This is a genomic window from Brevundimonas abyssalis TAR-001 (assembly GCF_000466985.1).
Taxonomy (GTDB): Bacteria; Pseudomonadota; Alphaproteobacteria; order Caulobacterales; family Caulobacteraceae; genus Brevundimonas; species Brevundimonas abyssalis.
The window spans coordinates 43,104-65,313 of the sequence record NZ_BATC01000005.1; the positions used below are offsets into that span (position 1 = coordinate 43,104).

At 65.8% G+C, this 22,210-nt stretch carries 18 protein-coding genes and 2 pseudogenes; 13 read left to right on the plus strand and 7 right to left on the minus strand.

The window, feature by feature from the left end:
- Positions 1–18: 18 nt before the first annotated feature.
- Entirely contained in the window at positions 19–675 is a 657-nt protein-coding gene (locus tag MBEBAB_RS02485) for a glutathione S-transferase family protein (RefSeq protein ID WP_021696347.1), read from the plus strand.
- Here the strand turns inward: MBEBAB_RS02485 and MBEBAB_RS02490 are convergent, their stop codons facing one another.
- Positions 676–1,230, minus strand: coding sequence for a GNAT family N-acetyltransferase (locus MBEBAB_RS02490; protein ID WP_231378957.1), 555 nt, complete (start codon positions 1,228–1,230; stop codon positions 676–678).
- Positions 1,230–1,397, minus strand: a pseudogene (locus MBEBAB_RS18535) (JAB domain-containing protein); the annotation flags it as partial. The gene MBEBAB_RS02490 and the pseudogene MBEBAB_RS18535, both read right to left, overlap by 1 nt.
- Positions 1,398–2,171: 774 nt before the next feature.
- Here MBEBAB_RS18535 and MBEBAB_RS02495 point away from each other — a divergent pair.
- From MBEBAB_RS02495 to MBEBAB_RS02520, 7 genes and pseudogenes are all read left to right on the plus strand, one after another.
- Entirely contained in the window at positions 2,172–2,501 is a 330-nt protein-coding gene (locus MBEBAB_RS02495) for a hypothetical protein (protein ID WP_021696350.1), read from the plus strand.
- Between the two features lie 56 nt (positions 2,502–2,557).
- A complete protein-coding gene (locus MBEBAB_RS02500; protein ID WP_021696351.1) occupies positions 2,558–3,811 on the plus strand; it encodes a TolC family protein in 1,254 nt (417 codons plus the stop codon).
- Positions 3,811–5,010, plus strand: coding sequence for an efflux RND transporter periplasmic adaptor subunit (locus tag MBEBAB_RS02505; RefSeq protein ID WP_045318704.1), 1,200 nt, complete (start codon positions 3,811–3,813; stop codon positions 5,008–5,010). The genes MBEBAB_RS02500 and MBEBAB_RS02505 overlap by 1 nt, the downstream gene beginning before the upstream one ends.
- A 14-nt stretch (positions 5,011–5,024) precedes the next feature.
- Positions 5,025–8,242, plus strand: a pseudogene (locus tag MBEBAB_RS02510) (efflux RND transporter permease subunit).
- Positions 8,239–8,841 carry a cation efflux transmembrane domain-containing protein gene (locus tag MBEBAB_RS02515; RefSeq protein WP_021696354.1) on the plus strand — a complete coding sequence of 201 codons (603 nt, stop codon included), beginning with the start codon at positions 8,239–8,241 and terminating at the stop codon, positions 8,839–8,841. Before MBEBAB_RS02510 ends, MBEBAB_RS02515 begins: the two are co-directional and overlap by 4 nt.
- A gap of 315 nt (positions 8,842–9,156) precedes the next feature.
- Entirely contained in the window at positions 9,157–9,585 is a 429-nt protein-coding gene (locus MBEBAB_RS18765) for a hypothetical protein (protein ID WP_200865091.1), read from the plus strand.
- The gene (locus MBEBAB_RS02520; RefSeq protein WP_242397030.1) at positions 9,513–11,666 is read left to right on the plus strand and encodes a heavy metal translocating P-type ATPase; all 2,154 of its coding nucleotides are present in this window, start codon (positions 9,513–9,515) and stop codon (positions 11,664–11,666) included. The genes MBEBAB_RS18765 and MBEBAB_RS02520 overlap by 73 nt, the downstream gene beginning before the upstream one ends.
- Positions 11,667–11,761: 95 nt before the next feature.
- Here the strand turns inward: MBEBAB_RS02520 and MBEBAB_RS15995 are convergent, their stop codons facing one another.
- From MBEBAB_RS15995 to MBEBAB_RS02535, 4 genes are read right to left on the minus strand one after another with little or no spacing between them, the layout of a single operon-like run.
- A complete protein-coding gene (locus tag MBEBAB_RS15995; protein WP_148291411.1) occupies positions 11,762–12,142 on the minus strand; it encodes a winged helix DNA-binding protein in 381 nt (126 codons plus the stop codon).
- Between the two features lie 40 nt (positions 12,143–12,182).
- Entirely contained in the window at positions 12,183–12,686 is a 504-nt protein-coding gene (locus MBEBAB_RS02525) for a hypothetical protein (protein WP_148291412.1), read from the minus strand.
- A 42-nt stretch (positions 12,687–12,728) separates the two neighbouring features.
- Positions 12,729–13,112 (minus strand): hypothetical protein, encoded by a 384-nt coding sequence (locus MBEBAB_RS02530; RefSeq protein WP_021696358.1) that lies wholly within the window; start codon positions 13,110–13,112, stop codon positions 12,729–12,731.
- Between the two features lie 42 nt (positions 13,113–13,154).
- On the minus strand, positions 13,155–13,610 hold the full coding sequence (locus tag MBEBAB_RS02535; protein ID WP_045318705.1) for a response regulator transcription factor: 456 nt from the start codon (positions 13,608–13,610) through the stop codon (positions 13,155–13,157).
- Between the two features lie 300 nt (positions 13,611–13,910).
- Between MBEBAB_RS02535 and MBEBAB_RS14915 the strand changes: the two genes are divergently transcribed.
- Positions 13,911–14,300, plus strand: coding sequence for a DUF1801 domain-containing protein (locus MBEBAB_RS14915; protein WP_052516710.1), 390 nt, complete (start codon positions 13,911–13,913; stop codon positions 14,298–14,300).
- A gap of 10 nt (positions 14,301–14,310) precedes the next feature.
- On the opposite strand, the gene MBEBAB_RS02545 is transcribed toward MBEBAB_RS14915, so the two are convergent.
- Positions 14,311–15,246, minus strand: coding sequence for a helix-turn-helix domain-containing protein (locus MBEBAB_RS02545; RefSeq protein ID WP_045318706.1), 936 nt, complete (start codon positions 15,244–15,246; stop codon positions 14,311–14,313).
- Positions 15,247–15,787: 541 nt separating this feature from the next.
- On the opposite strand from MBEBAB_RS02545, the gene MBEBAB_RS02550 reads away from it, so the two are divergent.
- The 4 genes from MBEBAB_RS02550 to MBEBAB_RS15475 all read left to right on the plus strand — a co-directional run bounded on the left by MBEBAB_RS02550 (position 15,788) and on the right by MBEBAB_RS15475 (position 22,197).
- Entirely contained in the window at positions 15,788–16,333 is a 546-nt protein-coding gene (locus MBEBAB_RS02550) for an RNA polymerase sigma factor (protein ID WP_021696361.1), read from the plus strand.
- Positions 16,334–16,503: 170 nt separating this feature from the next.
- Positions 16,504–17,397: a FecR family protein gene (locus MBEBAB_RS02555; RefSeq protein WP_158332108.1), complete on the plus strand. Its 894-nt coding sequence runs from the start codon at positions 16,504–16,506 to the stop codon at positions 17,395–17,397.
- Between the two features lie 82 nt (positions 17,398–17,479).
- A complete protein-coding gene (locus MBEBAB_RS02560; RefSeq protein WP_052516712.1) occupies positions 17,480–20,071 on the plus strand; it encodes a TonB-dependent receptor in 2,592 nt (863 codons plus the stop codon).
- Positions 20,071–22,197 (plus strand): Atxe2 family lasso peptide isopeptidase, encoded by a 2,127-nt coding sequence (locus tag MBEBAB_RS15475; RefSeq protein WP_021696364.1) that lies wholly within the window; start codon positions 20,071–20,073, stop codon positions 22,195–22,197. The genes MBEBAB_RS02560 and MBEBAB_RS15475 overlap by 1 nt, the downstream gene beginning before the upstream one ends.
- The last annotated feature ends 13 nt before the right edge of the window (positions 22,198–22,210 follow it).

The window sequence follows — 22,210 nt, forward strand, 5'->3', positions numbered from 1 at the left end:
ACAGCAAGGGAGCCCGTCATGAAGCTGATCCTGGGAGACAAGGCCTATTCCACCTGGTCGCTGCGGCCGTGGCTGGTGCTGAGGCGGTGCGGGGCGGATTTCAACGAGGTCATGGTGCCCCTGAACCGCCCCGACACGGCCGAGGCCATCGCCCGCCACGCCCCGGCGGGCAAGGTGCCCGCGCTTCAGGTGGACGGCGTCACCATCTGGGATTCCTTGGCCATCACCCTGTGGGCCGAGGAGCGGTTTCCCGACGTGGCCCTGTGGCCCGCCGATGCAAAAGCCCGCTGGGTGGCGCGGTCCACGGTGTGCGAGATGCACTCGGCCTTCGGGACCCTGCGGGGCGAGCTGGGCATGGCGCCGGACCATCCCATGTGCGTGGTGCAGGACCAGCCCCACGTCCCGTCCGAGGCCCTGTCCGCCGACATCCGCCGCATGATCGCCATGTGGAAGGACGCGAAGGCCCGCTTCGGCCAGAACGGGCCGTTCCTGTTCGGCGACTGGTCCGTGGCCGACGCCTTCTTCACCCCCGTGGCCGCGCGCTTCCGCCATTTCCGCATCGACCTGAACGCCCACGGCGATGACGGCACGGCGAAGGCCTATATAGACGCCCTGCTGAGCCAGCCGGACTTTCTGGACTGGGAAGCGGCGGGCCGGGCGGAACTGGCCGCCTGATCAACCACCCCCGCGCGGCCGCTCCAGCAGGATCACCTCGGACCCCTTGTACTGGGTCGCGGCGTAAGGGGCGTAGCCGAAGCGGTCGGCCAGCCGCAGGGACGGCTGGTTGTCCGGCGCGATCATGCAGACGGTGCGGGGCGGATCCAGCACCGCCTCCACCCAGTCCAGCGCTGCGCCCACGGCCTCGGACGCCAGACCCTGCCGCTGGGTCCAGGGCGCCATGACCCAGCCGCCCTCGGGCGCGTCCCCGAACGACGGGCTCATCTCGCGCCGGAAATCAGCGAACCCCGCCACGCCCGCATAGGTGCCCGTGGCCTTCATGCGCACGGTCCACAGGCCATAGCCCAGTGTGACCCAGTGGCCGACATCGCGCAGCAGCCGGTTCCAGCAGTCCTCCTCGCTGAACGGCCGCCCGCCGATGTGGCGATAGACGTCCGGCTCGCGCCAGAGAGCCGCCACATCGGGCAGGTCGGTCAGGGAGACCGGCGTCATGACCAGCCGCGCCGTCTCCAGGGTGGTCGAGCGCACCGGCGGTCCCATGGATTCGATCATCACATCAACCCCAGTTGCCGGAAGCTGGAGACGCCTTCGCGGCCCACGATCAGATGATCGTGCACCTCGACGCCGAGGGAGCGGGCGGCTTCGACGATCTGTTTCGTCATCTGAATGTCGGCGCGGCTGGGCGTCGGGTCGCCGGACGGATGGTTGTGCACAAGTAATTCACAATCAACCTTCCCTCTATTTTTGAACGATAAAAGCAAGTTCGACAGCCTGGCGAGGCATGTGTTAAGGTCATGTCCGCAAAGAATGGCCGTGAACCTCATGATTATTCACCGTCTATCATCATAATTCATAGCAAACTGCGACGGGCGGCGAAAGTGGGTTTCAAACATTTTTCTCTGTCTTAATTTTTGCCAACGTGCATCAGAAATGCCGATTAACACGCTTCTGGTATGATGGAGCCGGCGCGAGCCTTCCTTAGCTTCGATCGCACGCCGTCGGGCAGGGGAGGGCGCCCGGAGTTAGGTTTCGCGCTCGGGGGTTCAGGGCTCATCGGACGCGAGGTCGCTAGGCTTTGCGGACGCATATCGACCTTTGCGCTTCCTTCCGAGTGCCGCGATGGCGGTTTGGATATCCCAGCTTCGCAATCTTGGATTTGACCGGCACCTTAGGCGTGAAGCGGCGTGAGACCACCCGCGCCTGCGCGGGTTTTACCTTCCGGGGCTGGGAGGGATAAGGCGTGGCGGGGGGCTACGCCCCGGGACGTCGATGGGAAAAGCGAATGATTGGTCATATCGATTTTGCCGTGCGCGGCCTGGTGAGGCGCAGGTGCACCATCGTAATGATATACTATAAATGACTCGAGGATGATGGAAGTTCTCCCCGGTCTGATGACAGTAATTCTGCGGCGATGAACCCGTAACTTATAACACATTGCACAATGAGGCAGACCGGCCTATCTGACCGCCATGGCCGCGAAGAGATCGTCCTGGTTGTCGCTCTACGCCGTGATCGCACTGTTGGTCGCGGTGTTTGTCGCGCCGACCGTGGATGCGGCCGCCTGCGCGCCGGAAGCGTCCTTCGCCGCAGCGCATATGGTCGATGATCACTCAAGCGACGGCGCCAGCGAGGATGACGCTGGGGAGCGGGGCGGCGACCATGGCCTGTGCTCGCACGGCCATTGCCACCACGGCGGCGCGGCGCGTGTCGATACCGCTTCCGAGGCCGTCAGGATGACGCTGAGCGAGGAACGGCCGCCGTTCGTCGACGATTCCGCGCCGTCCGGCGCTATCGAAGGACTGAAGCGCCCTCCAAGGGCCTGACCGCGAGACCGCGCCGTCGCGGGCGCACTTGCTGTCAGACCTTTGGATAATGACCCATGCCTGCATTCCATCGCCGGCGGCCGCCCATCGCGGCCAGCTGCGCCCTCGTCGCCCTTGTGACGGCGATCTCCAGCCCTGCCTGGGCTGATCCCGCTCCGTCCTACGCCCAGCTCCTGGCTCGGCTCGATCAAACCCCGGCCGCCACAGAGGCCTTGGCCCTGGAAGACGCCGCCGAGGCGCGTGTCCGTCAGGCGCGGGTGCGGCCCAATCCCACTGTCTCGCTCGAAGCGGAGAATGTCCTCGGCTCGGGCCCCTTCTCGGGGTTCGGCGGCGCCGACACCACCCTGTCGGTCAGCCAGGACCTCGAACTGTTCGGCCGGCGCGGCGCACGCATCGACGCCGCCCGCGCCGACGCGAGGACCGCTACCCTGCGGCGCGACCTTGCCGTGGTGGATGCGGCAGGCCGTCTGGCCTTGGCCTATGCCGAGGCCGAAGCGGCGGAACGCCGCGCCGCGCTCGCCGACGAGACCCTGACCCTCACCTTGGCCGATGCGCGTGCCGCGCTGGTTTTGGTCGAGGAAGGCCGTGAGCCGCTGTTGCGGGGCATCCAGGGCGAAAGCGAAGCCGCCGCCGCCCGCGCGACCGCCGACGAGGCCGCCGCCGAGCGCGACGCCGCCTTCGCCCGGCTCACCGCCGTCGCCCAGCTTGCCGCGCCGGTGACCTCCATCCCAGCCACGCTGCTGGATCAGACGCCCGCCTCGGCCGCTGCGGCGGCGGAAGGCCCGCCGACCGTGCGGGTCGCCGAAGCCGAGCGGCAAGCAGCCGAGCGGCGGATCGCGGTCGAACGCACCCGGGCCCGCCCCGACATCTCCGCCAGCGTCGGGGTCCGCCGCTTCGAGGCCGAGGACGCCAACGCCTTCGTCTTCGGCCTCAGCGTGCCGTTGCCGCTGTTCGACCGCAATCGGGGCAATATCGACGCGGCCAGGGCGGAGTTTCGCGCCGCCGACGCCCGGCTCGCAAGCGCCCGGCAAGACGCCCAGGCCGACCGGGCGGCGGCCGAGGCCCGCCTCGCCGCATCGGTCAGCCGGGTGCGCGCGGCCGACGCCGGGGTGACCTCGGCCGAGGAGGCCTATCGGCTATCGCGCATCGGCTTTGAGGCCGGGCGCATCTCCCAGCTCGAGCTGCGCGCCACCCGAACCGCGCTCGTCAGCGCCAGAACCGCCGCCGTCGACGCTCGCCTCGCGCGCGTCAGGGCGGAGATTGACCTCGCGCGCCAGGACGGCCGCGCTCCCTTCGAAGGACCTCAATGATGCGCAAGCGCATGACCGACAAACCCGTACTGATCGGCGGCGCAGCCGCTCTCGCCCTCGTCGTCGCCGTCGGCGGCTATTTCGTCTTGACCCCGGACGATCGTGAGACCGCCCAGGTCGAGGCCGCCCACAGCGAAGGGGACGGCGATACCCACGAAGGCGAAGCCGGACATGAAGGCGAAGAGGCCCGCGAGGGGTTCGTCGCCCTCGACGCCGAACAGATCCAGGCCTCCAACATAACCGTCGTCGCCCTGGGACGCGGCGGTGGCACGGAGACCCAGCTCTCCGGCCGCGTCGAGCCCATGGTCGATTCCCGCGCGGCGGTCGCCGCCGCGGTCGGCGGGCGCGTCGAACGGGTTCTTGTCGCGCCGGGCCAGTCAGTCCGTGCCGGCCAGGCCCTGGCCAGCCTGGTCAGCGGCGACGCCGCGACTTTCCGCGCGGACGCCGATTCAGCCGCAGCCGGTGCCGAAGCCGCGCGCCTCGCCTATCAGCGCAATCGCAATCTCGCCGACCAGGGTATCGTCGCGCGTCAGGAGGTAGAGGCGTCCCGGGCGCAGATGTTGAGCGCCGAGGCCGCGACCCGCGCCGCGCGCGCCCGATCCGCCGCCGCCGGCTCGCCCAACGCCTCCGGGCGGCTCAGCGTCTCCAGCCCGATCTCCGGAGTGGTGACTTCGGTCCAGGTGGGTCCCGGCGGCTTCGTCCCCCAGGGCGGCGTCGTTGCCGAGGTGACCAACCCGGCGCGAGTCGAGTTGGTGTTCAATGCGCCGCCTGCCCTTGCAGCCCAGGCGCGCGTCGGCTCGCCGCTCCGGGTCACCGGACCGACCGGCGAGTTCGACGCCGTCGTCAGCGGCGTCGCCGCCGGCGCGGGTGGAGATAGCGGAGCCACGCTCATCCGCGCGCGTCCGACCGGCGGGGGCCTGCCCCCAACGGGCTCCGCCGTCACCGGCGCCATCGTCACCGGCGACGCCGCAGGCGCGCTGACCGTGCCGAGCGACGCCGTGCAGACGGTCGAGGGGCAGACCGTGGTGTTCGTGCACGTCGCGGGCGGCTTCCAGGCCACGCCGGTCCTCGCCGGACGGCAGGCGGGCGGGCGCACCGAAATCCTGCGTGGTCTCGACGGCGACGAGCGTATCGCCGGAACCGGCGCCTTCTTGCTCAAGGCCGAACTGGCCAAGGGCGAAGCCGAGCACGGTCACTGAGGGAGGGCGGGATCATGTTCAAACTTATCATCGAGACGTCCGTTCGCTTCCGCTGGGCCGTCGTCCTCATCACTGCTTTGGTCGCCGCCGTCGGCATCTACAACCTGACCCGATTGCCGATCGACGCCGTGCCCGACATCACCAACCGGCAGGTGCAGATCACGACGGTCGCTCCGGCGCTCGCGCCCGAGCAGATCGAGCGGCAGGTCACCTATCCGATCGAGACCGCCATGGCCGGGATACCCGGCCTGACCTCGACCCGCTCGCTGAGCCGTAACGGCTTCAGTCAGGTGACAGTGATCTTCACCGATCGCACCGACATCTACTTCGCGCGCCAGCAGGTCGCCGAGCGGCTCGCCGCTGCCCGCGAAACCATGCCCGAAGACGTGGAGCCGGCCATGGCTCCGATCACCACCGGCCTGGGTGAGGTGCTGATGTGGACGGTCGACTACGTCCCCTTCAACAGCGACAACCTGGCTGAGCCGGGCCAGCCCGGCTGGCAAGCCGGCGGCGCCTATCTCACGCCGGAGGGCGAGCTTCTGACCACACCGCAAGCGCGCGCCACCTATCTGCGCACGGTTCAGGATTGGATCATTGCCCCGCAGATGCGCACGGCCGAGGGTCTGGCGGGGGTCGACGTCAACGGCGGCTACGTCAAGGAATACGCCGTTCGCCCCGATCCGGCGCGGCTTTCGGCCTATGGCCTGAGTTTGAATGACCTGACCCAGGCGTTGGAGCGGGCCAACACTCAGGCGGGAGCCGGCTATATCCGGCGCGCCGGCGAGGGGCTGACCGTGCGCACCGACGCCCTTGCCACAACCGTCGAAGACCTGGCCCAGGCGCCCGTGGTCAATCGGGGCGGGCTGGTGGTGCGTGTCGCCGATGTGGCGACGGTCGAGATCGGCCAGGCCCCGCGCCTGGGCGGCGCGACGCGCGACGGGCACGAGGCGGTCCTGGGCACGGCCCTGATGATCGCGGGCGGAAACAGCCGAACTGTGGCGCAGGCGGCCGGTGAAAGGCTGGAGCAGATCCGGTCGACGCTGCCGCCGGGCGTCGAGGCGGTGACCGTGCTGGACCGCAGCGCCTTGGTGAACGCCACCATCGGCACGGTGGCAAAGAACCTGACCGAAGGCGCGCTACTGGTCATCGCTGTGCTGTTTCTGCTGCTGGGCAACTTCCGCGCTGCGGCGATCACCGCCCTGATGATCCCCATCAGCTTCCTGTTCGCGGTCATCGGCATGAACCGCTTCGGCATCAGCGGCAACCTGATGAGCCTGGGCGCGCTCGACTTCGGCCTGCTGGTCGATGGCGCGGTTATCGTCGTGGAAAGCACTCTGCTTATGCTATCGCAGAAGCGCATCGAGCTTGGCCGGGCGCTCTCGCGCATCGAACGCTTGCAGGTGGCTGCCGCGGCGGCGCGGAAGATGGTGCGGCCAGCCGCCTTCGGCCAGCTCATCATTCTGCTGGTGTTCACGCCGCTGCTTCTGCTCGAAGGGGTCGAGGGCAAGACTTTCATCCCGATGGCGGCCACGGTGATGCTGGCGCTGGCGGGCGCTTTCCTCTTCTCCTTCACCTTCGTGCCCGCCATGGTGGCGCTGCTGGTGCGCGAACCCAGGACGATCCATGTGGACGCCGAAGGGCGCGCCGAGGAGCATGAGACGCGCATCATCCGCTGGGTGCGCTTGCGGGTCGAACCCGTCATCCGCCGCGCTGTCGCCCGGCCACGCACGGTGATGATATCGGCTGTCGCCGCCTTCGCCATCGGCCTGCTTGCCTTCTCCACCCTGGGCCGGGAGTTCGTGCCCACGCTGGACGAAGGCGACATCGCCATGCAGGCGCTGCGTGTCCCTTCGGCCTCGCTGGAGCAGTCACTGGCGATGCAGATGGCGCTGGAACGGGCGATCACCGCCCAGCCGGAAGTGGAGACCGTGTTCTCGCGCACCGGCACTGCGGAGGCGGCGGTCGATCCGATGCCGCCGAACATCTCCGACGCTGTCATCGTCCTGAAGGACCGGTCCGACTGGCCCGATCCGAGCCTTTCCAAGGAGGCGCTGATCGAACGTATTGAAGGGCTGGCCTCGCGCCAGGTCGGCAATGCCTTCGAGTTCAGCCAGCCGATCGAGCTACGCTTCAACGAGCTGATCTCAGGTGTGCGCACGGACCTTGCCGTCATGGTCTACGGCGAGGACTTCGAGCAATTGAACCGGGTCGCCGACCAGGTGGCGAACGCGCTGCGCCAGACCGAGGGCGCCGCCGACGTACGGGTCGAGCAGACAACGGGCCTGCCGACGCTGACCGTCAGCGTCGATCGCTTCGCGGCCGCCAATTACGGCCTTGCGGCCGCCGACGTCTCCGAAGCGGTCTCGGCCGCCATCGGCGGGGCCGAGGCCGGGCAGGTGTTCGAGGGCGACCGCCGCTTCGATGTGGTGGTGCGCCTGCCCGACGCCCTGCGTAACGACCCGGCCGCGCTCGCGGCCTTGCCCATCGTCTCAGCTACGGGGGTCACCGTGCCGCTTTCCTCGGTGGCGCGGATCAATGTCTCGGAAGGGCCCAACCAGATCAGCCGGAACGACGGCAGCCGCCGCGTGGTGGTGCAGTCCAACGTGCGTGGTCGGGACCTGGGCGGCTTCGTCGCCGAGGCGCAGGACCGCGTGGCGGAAATCGAGCTGCGACCGGTGTTCGGCTCGACTGGGGCGGCCAGTTCGAGAACCTTCAGAGGGCCGAGCAGCGTCTGGCGCTCGTGGTGCCCATGGTCTTCCTGATGATCGGCGCTTTGCTGTTCATGGCGCTCGGCTCCTTCAGGGAAGCCGGGCTGGTGTTCGCCTGCGTGCCGCTTGCTTTGGTCGGCGGGGCGCTGTCGCTGGTCCTGAGGGGCATGCCCTTCTCGGTATCGGCGGCGGTTGGTTTCATCGCCGTCTCCGGCGTCGCGACCTTGAACGGCCTGGTCCTGATGCAGGCGATCCGCGAACGGATCGAAGGCGGGCTGCCGCCGCATGAGGCGGCGATCCAGGGCGCGGCGAGCCGCCTGCGCGCAGTGCTGACCACCGCGCTGGTGGCCATCGTCGGCTTCATCCCCATGGCGTTGGCACACGGGGCCGGCGCAGAGGTGCAGAAGCCGCTCGCCACAGTGGTCATCGGAGGACTGATGACGGCCACGGCTCTCACTCTGCTGGTGGTGCCGACCTTTGCCGCCAGAGTCATGCGGCCGAGGACAGAGGTGGCGGAGGCATGAGCGGTTCGCACGGTTCCGCGCGGATCCAGAAGCGAACGCTTCTGATCGTCCTGGCCCTCAACGCAGGCCTGTTCGTCCTGCTCGGAATCGGCGGCCTCGCCGCCGATTCCAGCGCGCTGATCGCCAATGCGCTCGACAACGCCTCGGATGCGCTGGTCTATCTCGTAAGCTTTCTCGCCATCGGCCGAGCGATGATCTGGAAGCAGCGGGCCGCCCAGCTGTCGGGCGTCCTGCTGCTGATCTTCGCCGCCGCCGTCCTAATCGACGCCGGTCGGCGCTGGTGGTTCGGCACCGAGCCGATCGGCCCGACGATGATGGTCCTCGCGGTAATCGCGGCGGCGGTGAACCTGATCTGCCTCATGCTGATCCGACGCCAGCACAGCGAGGACGTCAACATGAGGGCGGCGGAGACCTTCAGCTTCAACGACTTCGCGGCCAATGGTGGCATCCTCGTCGCCGGCGGCCTGGTGATGTGGCTGGAACAGGCTTGGCCCGACCTCGTGGTCGGCGTCCTTGTCGCCGCCATCGCGCTCAAAGGCGGAATCGATATCCTGCGCAACGCCGCTCATCCGGAGCCGGCCGCGGACGAACCGACATGAGGCCGGGAGCCTCGCGGCGCACCCAAGGGGCGCGGGATCGCGCCTCGATGGCTATGATGTCAGGAGGAGATTGCGCGATGACCGAAGTCCCTTCCCGCCGACCGGAGCCCCGGTCATGAAGCGGAACCGGCTGGCGACCGTGATCGCGGGAATGATCTTCGTCCTCGCCCTCCTGCTCGGCATAGCGGCGCGGGCGCTGTGGATAGAGTGGGACCATCACAAGAGCGCGCACGCCCCGCCAACGGCGTCCGAGCGACCGCCGCCCTGAACCAGCCGCGCCTCCGACCCGATACCTCCTTCGCCGGGAGCCCCGACATGTCCGACACGATGAAACTCGACCTTCCGATCCTCCTGCCCGGCGCGCCGGACGCCTCGGACGCCTGCGTCGGGCGGCTCATCTCCCTGCTCCGCGACGAACCGGGGGTTTCGGAGGCCCATGTGGTCGAGGAGGACGCCGCGCCGCGCCTGTGCATCCATTACGATCCCGGCCAGCTCACCCTGGCGGAGGTCCGCCGGCGGGCACGTCTCGCCGCGCCGAGATCACGGGGCGCTACGGCCACCTCGTCGGGTGGCTCGACGGCGTGCGCCATGCCCGGCACGCCCGGACGATCGAAGCCGCATTGGCCGCGCATCCGGGCGTGCTGGAGGCCGCAGTCGACCCTTCGGGCGCCGTGCGCCTGGAGTTCGAGCGCGACCGTCTGGACCGCGCTGGAATCGACCGCCTGCTCGCCGACCACAAGCTAGGCTTCTCCGACACGCCGCTTGCGCGGACGGCGGCGGCGCCTAAGCGCAAGGAGGCCGACGATCATGCACACGGGGTTGGAGAGGACCACGACCACGCCCACGGTCCCGATGACGGGCACGGCCATGCCCATGGCGGCTTCCTCGGGCCTAACACCGAGCTGATCTTCGCACTCGCCAGCGGCGCGGCGCTGGCCCTCGGTTTCCTCCTCGAATGGCTCGCGCCCGATCTGCCCGGCTGGCTGCCGCTTGCCTTCTATCTCACGGCCTATGGATTCGGCGGCTTCTTCACCGTCGGCGAGGCGATCGAGAATCTGCGGCGCAAACGGTTCGAGATCGACACCTTGATGCTCGTCGCCGCCGCCGGCGCGGCCGCCCTCGGGGCCTGGGCGGAAGGCGCGCTGCTGCTGTTCCTGTTCAGCCTCGGCCATGCGCTGGAGCATTACGCCATGGGCCGCGCGAAGCGCGCCATCGAGGCGCTGGCCGAACTCGCGCCGCGCACCGCCCATGTCCGCCGCGACGGCCAAGTGGTCGAGCTTGCGGTCGAGGACCTGGTGGTCGGCGACATCGTGATCGTCAGGCCCAACGAGCGCCTGCCCGCCGACGGCTTCGTGTTCGCCGGGTCCACCAGCATCAACCAGGCGCCGGTCACCGGCGAAAGCATGCCGGTCGACAAGCAGCCGGTCGCCGATCCGGAGGAGGCGCGCGCCCGGCCCGCCTCGGTCGGCGCGGCGTCGCTCGTCTTCGCCGGCACCATCAACGGCTCCGGCGCGATCGAGATCGAGACCACCCGGAGATCCAGCGACACCACCCTGGCCAAGGTCGTGCGCATGGTCAGCGAAGCCGAGACCCAGAAGTCGCCGACCCAGCGGTTCACCGAGCGATTCGAGCGTATCTTCGTGCCGCTCGTGCTGGCGCTTGCGGTCGTCCTCCTGTTCGCCTGGGTGGTGGTGGACGAGCCGTTCCGCGACAGCTTCTATCGCGCCATGGCGGTGCTGGTCGCCGCCAGCCCCTGCGCCCTCGCCATCGCCACGCCGAGCGCGGTCCTGTCCGGCGTCGCGCGGGCGGCGCGGGCGGGCGTGCTCATCAAGGGCGGCGCGCCGCTGGAGAACCTGGGCTCGCTCGACGCCATCGCCTTCGACAAGACCGGCACCCTGACCGAAGGCCGACCGCGCATCACCGATGTTGCGCCCGTGGACCGCATTGAGGAGGCCGAGCTGCTGACGGTGGCCGTGGCCGTGGAGCGGCTGAGCGACCACCCGCTGGCCGAGGCCATCGCTCGTGACGGCGCCGAACGGTTGGGCGGAAAGACGCAAGCGAGCGCGTCCGGGCTGCGCAGCCTCACGGGCAGGGGCGTGACGGCACAGTTCGGCGGCGAGACGGTCTGGATCGGCAAGCCCGAGATGTTCGGCGCGGACGGCCTCGATCCGCTCGGCGAAGATGCTTCCGCCGCGGTGGAGCGCCTGCGCGAGCAGGGCCGCACCCTGATGGCGGTGCGCAAGGGGGACCGGGACCTCGGCGTCATCGGCCTGCTCGACACCCCGCGCGCTGCGGCCGGGCCCGCGCTCGACGCACTGCGCCGTCTCGGCGTGCAGCGCATGCTGATGATCTCCGGCGACCACCAGAAGGCGGCCGAGGCGATCGCCGGCCAGGTCGGTCTCACCGAGGCGTGGGGAGATCTGATGCCCGAAGACAAGGTCGAGGCGATCAGGAAACTGCGCGCCCAGGCGAAGGTCGCCATGGTCGGCGACGGGGTTAATGACGCGCCCGCGATGGCGACCGCAACCGTCGGCGTCGCCATGGGCGCCGCCGGCTCCGATGTGGCGCTGGAAACGGCGGACGTGGCGCTGATGGGCGACGACCTGTCGCAGTTGCCCTTCACCGTCGGGCTCAGCCGCCAGACCCGGCGCATTATCTTGCAGAACCTGGTCGTCAGCCTGGGCATCGTCGCCTTCCTCGTCCCTGCCACCATTCTCGGACTTGGGATCGGCCCCGCCGTCGCTCTGCACGAAGGTTCCACGCTGCTGGTGGTGTTCAACGCATTGCGCCTGCTCGGCTATCGCGATCCCTCGTCATCGCGGTAATCCGAAATCCAGTCGCTTTCGCACGACGAGGCGGTGGTGAGAGGTCGAGACGGTTCTTCTCAGCTTCTCGAACCGGAGAGGGTGATGAGCGACCGTCAGTTGGCGTCCCGCGACGCCCTGCGGAGAGCCAGTTCATCAAGATAGGCGTCCATGAGGTCTCGGCCTTTGTGTGTGAGGCGAGTGAGCTTTCGCCGCCCGTCGCTAGGATCGGGTGACCGTTCCACCAGCTTTTCCGCCTCCAAAGCGACAAGGTGCCGAAGCGCAGTCGACGCAGGTGTGGCTGAGCCAATGCATGTCGAGGAGACAGATGGACTCCGCACTGCATCGGACTGGATGCGCAGGTCGAGCAACATATCCCAGGCGGGTTCTCCGAAAAGCGAACCATCAAAGTAGCGCGCCCGGCGCCGCCGTTCTTCGTAGAGGGCGCGCGCCATCTCGCCAAATTCCGTTGACCAGGAGGGAGCGATGAAGGTCATAGGATAGCTTTCGAGGCGGCCGATCCCGCCGCGTGCTAACTCAAGGTCCTGCCTCGGCCTCGGCTTGTGTTTCACCGGCGCCAATGGTCATTCCGGCGCGATATGACGGCGGCAGTTGGCGAGGCCATGCCGGATCTGATCCGAAGCGCCGCAGGCGGAACTGATGGCGCCAGGTCGCCGATGCCAAGATGGCGACAAGCACCCAGGCCCATAGCGCGACGGCGTTGCCATAGGCCCATGAGATGACGTCGGGCCTCAGTCCCGCCAGATGGGAGATCGCAACGACGCCCTGTATCGCGGCCATCCAGATCGGCCAGAACCGTGTGGAAGAGATCGACAGGGCATAGAGCGCCAGGAAAGCAACTCCATCGACGCAAAACATCGCCCATTCGACATCCGCATAGCGACTCTCCAGCGGCGCGATCAGCCAGTGGCTGAACTGGAAGTTGGCGATGAGGATCACCGCGCCGATACGCTCGGGGGCTCCGCCTCTGAGTAATGCGTAGCTGCAACTCAGAATGTAGAGCAGGTTGAAGATGACCACGCGGAGCATCAAGGGCGGTGATCGACATGCCGGTGGTTCCCGTCAAGGAAGTGCATTGACGGGGTCCGCCTGCGCCGAGCCGGACGTCCCACGAACCGGTCCTGGGATGATGTCCTTGTCGCCGCCCGCGCTGACGTCGATCCGGAAATGCTGGCGCGTCTTGTCGAGGCTGTGATGCCCATCGACCGCGCTTTCCATCGCCTTCGAGATGAGGCCCAGTGAAATGACGAAGTGACCGATAGCGTCCTGGCCGACCGTCGCGGACAGGTCGGCGTCGGTCCGCGCGCCCGGCAGGAATCCGACGAGCCGCGAACCGCTTTCCAGGGCGCGGCCGAGGTCGCATTCGAAAGTCGTCAAGTGTGCCACGATCTCGTCGGCGATTTCGTGGCGACGATTATGGCTACGGCGCAACTGGGCAACAGACATGGCAATCCCTCTCCAAAATTTGGAAACGCAAGGTCGCCGAAGTCACTCCGAGAACGAGAGGGCGAGCTGGGACAAGGCAGCGATGCCGCCGACCAGTATGCCTACTCCCATGGCGAGGAACCCCATGAGTAGGAGCGGCCAGAGTATGCGCCAGCCCAGGCTCATGTCGTTCCACGGCCTGCCCCTCACGGGGAAGGGCAGGTTGTCCGCCCATCCATTCGAGCGTTCGGCGGGCTCCTGATGTCGCGCTTTCCCGCCGTCGCTCCATCCCGATTCCGTGGTCCCTACGCTTTCGGGGGGTCCTGTTTCATGCTCGCGAAGCATCATCGCTGCGGTCATGCTGTCGCCGACGCCGAGCTTGCGGCGCGCGGATTTGAGGTGGTCGTGCACGGTGTAAACCGATAGGTCGAGCGTGCGCGCGATCTCCTTCGCACGCATCGGGCGGGCGAGCAGGCGCAGGCATTCCCGCTCCCTTTCGCTCAGCAAATCGACTCTCATGGTGCGAGGTTACAAACCAGCCGGGTAGCGGAAAAGCTGAAACCGAATCAATCCCAGCCAGTACCTTTGCCGAAAAAGAGAAACGGTTTCTGACTTGGTCTTATGCGTTAACTGTAAAGTCGAGCTGGAATCGTCCTGATCAACTCCGCAGATTTCACATCGGGCACAAGCGGCGACCGGCGCTGTTGCCGGTCGGGCGACGGTCCTCTGATAGCGGTCGCCTGAGTTAGGCGACGATCACGCGGGGGGTTTGCTGATCGCGCGATGCGCTGCATCATCTAATCTGAATCGGGAGCGCGCATGACAGACGCCATCGGGACATTCGAGGATATTGTTGCTCTCGCGCCAGAGCACGGAGCGATCTTGCACGCCCTGCGCGCCCTGGCGGCCGAGGTTAATCCCGAGCATGTGGAAGTGGCCCGTCCGGGCGATCGGGCCGTGAGCTGGGGTTGGGGGCCGAAGAAGATGAGCGAGGCCTATGCCTATGCGCTTCCTTACAAGAGCCATGTGAATCTTGGTTTCTATCGGGGCGCCGACCTCCCCGATCCCCGTGGCAGGCTGAAGGGCACCGGCAAGGCGATGCGGCATCTCTCTATCCAGCACGCCGATGAAATCTCTGACGCTGCCGTGAGGGATTTGCTCGTCGCCGCACGAGACGAGCGGCGTAGGGCCTTGGGCCTGGCGGACTGACTCTCTCTGATCAGCTCCGCGACGCGGAGTGCGTCCGCAGCTCCGAGCCATGCCGCCAATCGCTTCGGAACTGGGACGGCGGCGTGCCCATGTCCCGCTTGAAGTAGGTCGATAAATGGCTGTGGCTTGGAAACCCGAGGCCGTGAGCGATGTCGGAAATCGTGCGATCGGTCGTCGCGAGCGCGTCTCTCGCCCTCTCCAGCCGGCGGCGGTTCACAAACTTGATCGGCGGCAGCCCGGTCATCGCCTTGAACGCCCCGCTGAAATGGTGCGAGCTGAGTCCGGCGACGGCGGCAAGCCGATCCAGCGTGATCTTCTCCGACAGGTGCGCGTCGATATAGTCGAGAACGCGGGCGAGTTTGGCAGCCTCCAGCCCGCCCTTTACAGGAAGCGTCCCGCTCCGATCGTGCGTGTAGATCCTGAACAGGCGCACGAGCAGCGCCTTGGCGAAGGATTCGGCCAGGACGCGACCCGCTGACTCTCCCGTCACCAGTTCGCGCCGCAGCCTGGCGGCGATCGCCTCCACTTCCGCGTCCCGAGCGCCGATGTAGGTGCCGATGTCCGCGTCGGTCTTGCCGCCGAACGACGCCCCGACCTGTTCGACAAGCCCCCGGTCGAACGCGATGGCCATGATGCGCTGGTGGCCCTCCCATCGTTGATAGAACGGGTGATCGCCGGGGTTCACATGGACTGATCCCGGTCGGATCATTGCCTGTTGGATGCGCCCGGTCGAAGGTTCGCGCCACTCCATCTCGAACGCCTCGCCCTCATGGACGACGACGACGAGCTGTCGCGCCCCGATCCGTGCGCCTGGATTTGGCGACAAAGCGCCTCGGGTGATGTGTATGCCGCCGTGGCTCAGGCCATGGGTTTGCGTGAAGATCGGGGATTCGCCGGCGTCGGAGAAGTCGATGAGCCGATGCGGCTGGCGGAGGGGAAGCCGCATCTCAAGTTCCCGCTGACAGCACAGGCGGCGCCTGCGCACGCCCGACCGGACTGGGCGCGTCCCGCGCTCCCGCGCTCGGGACAGTAGCGGTCAGATGGCGGCCACGGGCCGCCACGCCGTTTCGCGTCATGAGATCGTGCATGAGTACCTTCCCGGTTGTTTGCCTCCCTACCTCGGCCTCGATCCGGCCGCGTCGGCCATGCCGAGGGCGCCAGACACAATTCTCTCCCGCCGGAATCCGGCCCTGCTCGCCGCATGGCGGCTGTCGCTTGTGATTGTCGCGGCCACTCGGCGCCGCTGGTTGGCGAGATCGCCTCATATTATGTTACTATATCTCTCACCAGTTGCAATTGGCGTGGGCCGCGCAGCTGAGGAGATGTCACCGGAATGGTGGCAATTTCCCTGAAACGATGGGGCTTGGGACGCAGCGACGGCGGCGGGAGGGAATGGACGAAATCGCCAAGGCGTGGCGCTGGACCCGATCCGCGATACACTCGGTGCAATCCGAGCCTTCGACCTCGGCCCTAGGGAGGGGCTGTCCATGACCGGCACGGTCGCACCCAGGCTTGATCCGCTGGCCACACTTCTCGACCAGCGGTTCCGCAAGCCGCTCATGAGCTATTTCCTTCGCCGCGTCGGTTCGCGTGCGGAAGCCGAGGACCTGACTCAAGACGTGTTCGTGCGGCTGCTTGACGCTTCCGAGCGCCGACCGATCGAAGATGTCGAAGCGCTCGTATTCGTCACCGCCGCCAATCTGCTTAAGGATCGCGCGCGCAGGAGCCAGCGGCGCAGTCAGCATGGCGCGGCGCCGACGGACGCGGCTGACGTTTCCGCCGTCACGCACGAATTCGTTGAGGATCGGGACCCCGAGCGCGTCTTGCTGGGGAGAGAGTCGATCTCTGCAATGCTGGCCGCGCTCGATGAGCTGGGAGAGCGGACGCGGGACATCTACATCCTGTTCCGCCTGGAAAACATGAAGCAAGCCGAGATCGCAGCCCTGTTCAATGTCAGCCGCAGCACGGTGGAGAAGGAAGTGGTGAAGGCCACGCTTCATCTGGCGCTTCGGCGCGGCCGCGAGGGCGCATGACGTCGATCGACCAGAGATCGGCCGATGAGCTGCGCCGCCTTCAGGAGGCCGCAGTCTGGCGCGTGCGCCTCACGGAGGACGGCGTCGGGAGCAGTGAAGCCTTTGAAACCTGGCGCGCAGACGCCGGTAACGCCGCGGCCTTTGACGAAATAGACGAGCCCTGGCGGCGCATGGGCGAGGAGGGCGCGTCGCCGGAGGCGATATCGGCGCGTGTGGGCGCGCTCCAAAGGGCGCGTCGCAGCGGCCGGAGACGGTGGCGCGCACGAAGCGGCATCTGGAAAGCCGTCGCCGCGATCGGTGTCATCGGCCTCCTCCTTGGCGCCTTCGTGGGCTGGCGGTGGACCGATGCGCGCCCCCTTGTCTATGAAACCGGCATGGGCGAACGCCGCGTCGTCCAGCTCGCCGATGGGTCCACGGTGTCCCTGGATTCCTCTAGTGAGGTTCGGGTCCGGTACTCCGCCGACGCGCGGCAGCTCAGCCTTGAGCGCGGACAGGCGCGGTTCGAGGTGGCGCACGATACTGGGCGTCCATTCACGGTCCGGGCCGGTGATCAGATCGTGGTCGCGACCGGGACAGCATTCAATATCGACATGCTGGGCCCCGAGGTTCTGGTGACCCTGCTGGATGGCCGGATCACCGTCATGAACGTCCCTGTCGATACGGCGGAAAGCGCGCCCAGGAGCGGTCGCGCCAGCGGCTCGGCCATCCCGGCCGAGCAGCCTTCGTCCGCGTCGGTTAATCTCACGCCGGGCCAACAGATCGTCATCCGACCTGCGACGATCGCGGAGGTGAAGCCGGTCAGCGCCAGCCGGGCGACGGCTTGGGAAACTGGGCAGCTCGTGTTCGAGGATGAACCGCTTTCCGCCGCAGCGGCGCGGGTCAGCCGCTACAGCGGTCGTCGGATCGCCGTCGAAGGGCCCGCCGCCGACCTGCGCATCTCGGGGGTCTTCAAGGCCGGGGACGCCGGGGGCTTCGTGGACATCGTCAGCCGCTACCTGCCGGTGTCGGCCCGCTCGGAATCGTCCGGCGAAATCACCCTCCGCACCACCCCTGACGGTGTGTGAATTATTTTTTGAGGAATTGCGTCGGCGCCGCGTCTTCCCCTCCCGAGCCCGAATACGGGCCGTTCCAAATCGGGGGCCTTCCATGACTGCTGCCAGAAAATTCACCGCCTCGGCGCGGCGCGCGCTTCTGTGTTCCACCGCCCTCGCGCTCGGCCTCGCCTTCGGGATACCGGCCCCCGCGGCAGCCGCGAGTCAGGAGCGCACGGCGAGCTACGACATTCAGAACCAGTCGCTGGGGGTGGCGCTGAGAGAGTTCGGTCGGCTTTCGGGCGTGCAGATCATCTTTTCGGAAGATCTCGTGCGAGGACGCACTGCGCCCGCCCTGCGAGGTGACTTCGCCGCGTCCGAGGCGCTTGATCGTCTTCTGGCCGGCTCGGGCCTGGTGGCCCAACGCACACCGACGGGCGCGGTGATGATCGTTCGGGCGGGTGACCGGCTCCAGGTCGAAGGGGCCACCTTCCTCCCCGATCAGGCGACCACCGTGGACGAGATACTTGTGACCGGCAGCCGGATCAGGGGAGCGCCACCGTCAGCACCGGTCATTAGGCTGACGCAAGATGAGATGCGCAACGCGGGCAATGCCAATCTCGGAGACGCTATCCGCGATCTCCCGCAAAACTTCAGTGGAGGGCAAAATCCTGCGGTCGGCCCGGGGTCCGGTTCGGAAAGCGGAAACGCCAATTCTACGTCGCAGGTCAATCTTCGCGGTCTAGGACCCGACGCGACGCTGACTCTCTTAAACGGCCGTCGACTAAGCTATAGCGGAGTTCGCCAAGGGGTCGACATAACTGCGATACCACTTGCCGCAGTGGAGCGGGTTGAGATCGTCGCGGACGGCTCATCCGCCTTGTACGGTTCCGACGCTGTTGGAGGTGTCGTCAACGTTATTCTTCGCAGGGATTTCGACGGCGTGAGCGCCAGCGCGAGATTTGGCGCGTCGACGGATGGCGGAAACGTCCAAGAGCAATATACACTCGCGGCAGGACGTATTTGGGACGGTGGTGGGCTTATCGCCACCGTCAACTATGAAGACGCAACTGCTATCACTGCCCGGCAGCGATCCTACACCGACAGGCTTCAGGAATCACAGATCATCTACCCCCCGATTGAGGCGTGGGGAGGGATACTGAGCGGGCACCAGCGTCTCGGATCATTCGCGGACTTTCGCGTCGACGCGCTGTACAATCGGCGAGACAGCTTCGCTGGCACGCCGTTAGGGCCGACAGAGGACTACGACTACTTCGGCTCGACTGTCGACATGAGCCTGACGTCCTACCTCCTTTCGCCCAGTGTCGCATTCGACTTGCCCTCCGGCTGGCGTGGCGAACTGAGCATCGTTCACGGGCGAGATACGACCGACCAGACTGCCGCCGTGTATATTGGCGGCGCACTGGCTCAGGGCATTGAGGGACGGTTTGACAACGCCACTCGAGTCTACGAGGCCACAGCCGAGGGGCCGATTTTCTCTGCACCCGGCGGCAACGTGCGACTGGCTGTCGGGGCCGGCTATCGCGAGATCGAGTTTGAATCCTTTTCGTCCTCTAATCCGGTCATCCAGGCCAACCAAAACGCGCGGTTCGCGTACGGTGAAATCCATTTCCCTATCGTTAGGCAGTTAGCACTCACTACCGCCGTTCGATATGAGGATTACGAGGACTTGGGCGACGTCGTCGTCCCTAAGATCGGGCTGACCTTCGCTCCCAACCCCGACTGGGATTTCAAGGCATCCTGGGGGGAATCGTTCAAGACACCCACACTCAATCGCCAGTACATGAATGAGGGCGCTACGCTTGTCCGGGCGTCCGCAGCCGGAGGACAGGGCTACGATCCAGACAATCTGGTTCTGGTGCGAAGCGGGGGAAATCCCGACCTAGACCCTGAACGCGCGACGACCTGGTCGGTAACAGCTGTGTGGCATCCACAGAGGCTTCCTGGCCTGGATATCGGAGTCAGCTACTTCGACGTCGAGTACAAAGATCGTGTCGTCGTTGCCGTCACCTCGACGCCCGGTGCTCTAAGCAATCCATTGTACGCCAGCTTTATCACGCTGAATCCGTCGGAAGCGCAGCTCCAAGAGATCATCGCAGGTCTTACGGGAACATTCACCAACAACACCGGTGTTCCCTATACTCCCGAAAACGTCGTCGCTGTTCTCGATCGTCGCTTTCAGAACGTCGCTGAACAGCGAGTTCAAGGTGTCGACGCGTCATTTGCGTACACCTTCGACGCCGGTCGATACGGTAGCGTAGCGACAGTTGCAGGTGGAACGTACCTTACCTCCGACCAGATCATCCTTCCCGGCCAACCCTCGGTCGATCTCAGCGGCACAGTTTTCAATCCCCCTCGCTTTCGTGGGAGAATTGGGTTGGCTTGGAGCAACGGAGACTTCGTCCTTTCGCCACAACTCAACTATTCGGGCCGCTTGACGGACCGGAGGTTTGCGACCCCGGAGAAACTCTCCTCACAAGTTACGTACGATCTGACTGCACGATATAGACTCCGCACGCTTCTGCCAGGTGATGGGGACTTGGAGATCGCTGCTTCCGTTCTCAACATTACCAATGAAGCGCCTGAACCTATTCGGACGACGCTGGCCAATGATGTGCCCTATGAATCGACGAATTACAGCCCCAGAGGGCGCTACGTGGGAATTACGCTGACAGGACGTTGGTGATGAGTTTCCCATACTTCGCCAGAATTGTGCTTCTGGCATTCGTCACTGTTTTCGCTTCGGCGGCTCAGGCTCAGGCTCAGGCTCAGGAGCCGGAATGCGCGGATTTGCATCCAGACTGGTCCATCGAGGGGGAGACACCAACAACGGTTTCCGCCAAGGATCTCGTGCTGCTACGAGACTTCGGCGCCGTTTATCCACTGGCAGCTCAGAGTCCATTCGGCGTGTCCCCGGATGGGCAACGCATTGCGATCCAACTGCGGCAGGCAAGGCCGTCTTCAAATACCTATTGCCTCGGACTGTTTGTCATTGATCGTCACGCTGACGAACCGCCCGCGCTTATCGATGACGGCGGCGATCTTGTGTTCCCAAGGCCGAATCATCAGGGGTTGGGGAGCTTTCCGGTAGGCCACCAGCAGGTCATTGTCCCGCGCTGGTCGCCAAACGGTCAGTCGGTCGCTTACCTGAAGCGAGAGGACGGCTCCACCCAAGTTTATGTCGTCTCGGGCGACGGTAGTGGCGGCCGTTTTGTGACCAGCTCCGAAACGGATGTTGAGGAATTCGTTTGGTCGCCTGATGGACAGGAAGTGATTTACGCTACCCCGGCTGAGCTAGTCGCGGCGGAAGCTGCGATCCTGGAAGAAGGGCGTCGAGGCTGGCGCTATGATGGTAGATTCCATCCACTGACCCAAAGCAGGCCATACCCCGCCCCGATAGCCAGTGAGTATCGCGCTGCCCATCTCAGGACCGGAGCAGAGCGTCCCGCTACCGAGGAAGAGGCTCGACGTCTGAATGCCGAAACACGATCCGGTCGGGTCGTGAACAGCAGAGAGAACCCAGTCGTGTGGAATCATGGAATCGCATGGGGCGGACGACTGGATCAGGAGGTTCGTCTCTCTCCGTACAGGTTGCAGTTCCGGAGTGGTTCTGGCGAAGACATCATTTGCGAGTTCGAGGCGTGCCGCAGCGGTGCGGTGGGCCTCTGGCCTTCGGAAGATGGGAGGGAGCTATACTATCTCCGACGCGAAGGGCCCGCGAGCAGCCGATTTGCCCTCTACCGCTTCTTGTCACCCCATGACGAACCTCAGAAGATATTCGAGACGGAGGACGCGCTATCGGGATGTCAGATGGTCGCCGCAGATCTGATTTGCGGCCGAGAAACGTCGCTCTCTCCGAGATCGCTCGTGGCGATCGAGCCCAACAGCGGCCGGTCGACGGTATTATTCGATCCAAATCCTGAATTCCGGCAACGACGCCTTAGCCGCCCGACGCGGCTGTACTGGACGAATGATGCGGGGGAGGACGCGTTTGGCGATCTGATCCTTCCGCCGGACCACAGAGAGGGGGACCGACATCCGCTGGTCGTCGTCGGATATTCATCCATTGGATTTCTGCGAGGAGGAACCGGAGACGAGTATCCGATCCAGGCGCTAGTATCTCGCGGGTTTGCCGTTCTAAGTTACAATCGCCCAGTTACCACTGCGCCCCCGACGAGGTCGGGCCCGGATCTAAATCGACAGGTGCTTACAAATTGGCGCGACAGGCGCAGTGACTATTCCGCTCTCATGGCTGGCCTCGATTTGGTGATAGCTCAGGGCGTCATCGATCCCGATCGAATAGGGCTTACCGGCTTCAGCGATGGGGTCTCGGCCGCCCAGTTCGCCCTGCTCGCGAGCGACCGCTTTGCCGCTGCGGCGTTGAGTGGATGCTGCGATGATCCGGTCACCAGCCTCACTACAGCAGGACCACGGTGGGCCAATGAGACGCTGATCTATGCTGGGTATCCGCCGCTATCTGCGATGAATACGGATCACTGGCGGCCGATGAGCTTGTACCAGAATGCCGACAGAGTGCGGACACCTCTCTTAATCAACGCGGCCGATTCCGAATATCTTAGGGCGTTGAACACGTTTCAGGCATTGGTCGAACTAAATAAACCAGTCGACCTCTTTGTTTTCCCTGATGAGCATCATGTTAAATGGCAGCCCGCCCATCGCCTGGCTATTTATGAGCGCAACTTGGCTTGGTTCGATTTCTGGCTTCGCGACGTCTCTAGCGACCTGCCGCACATGATCGACGATGTGTCGAGGTGGGGCGCGATGCGGCGCGGTGAGCAGCGCACTTTCTGACTTCACCTGTGCG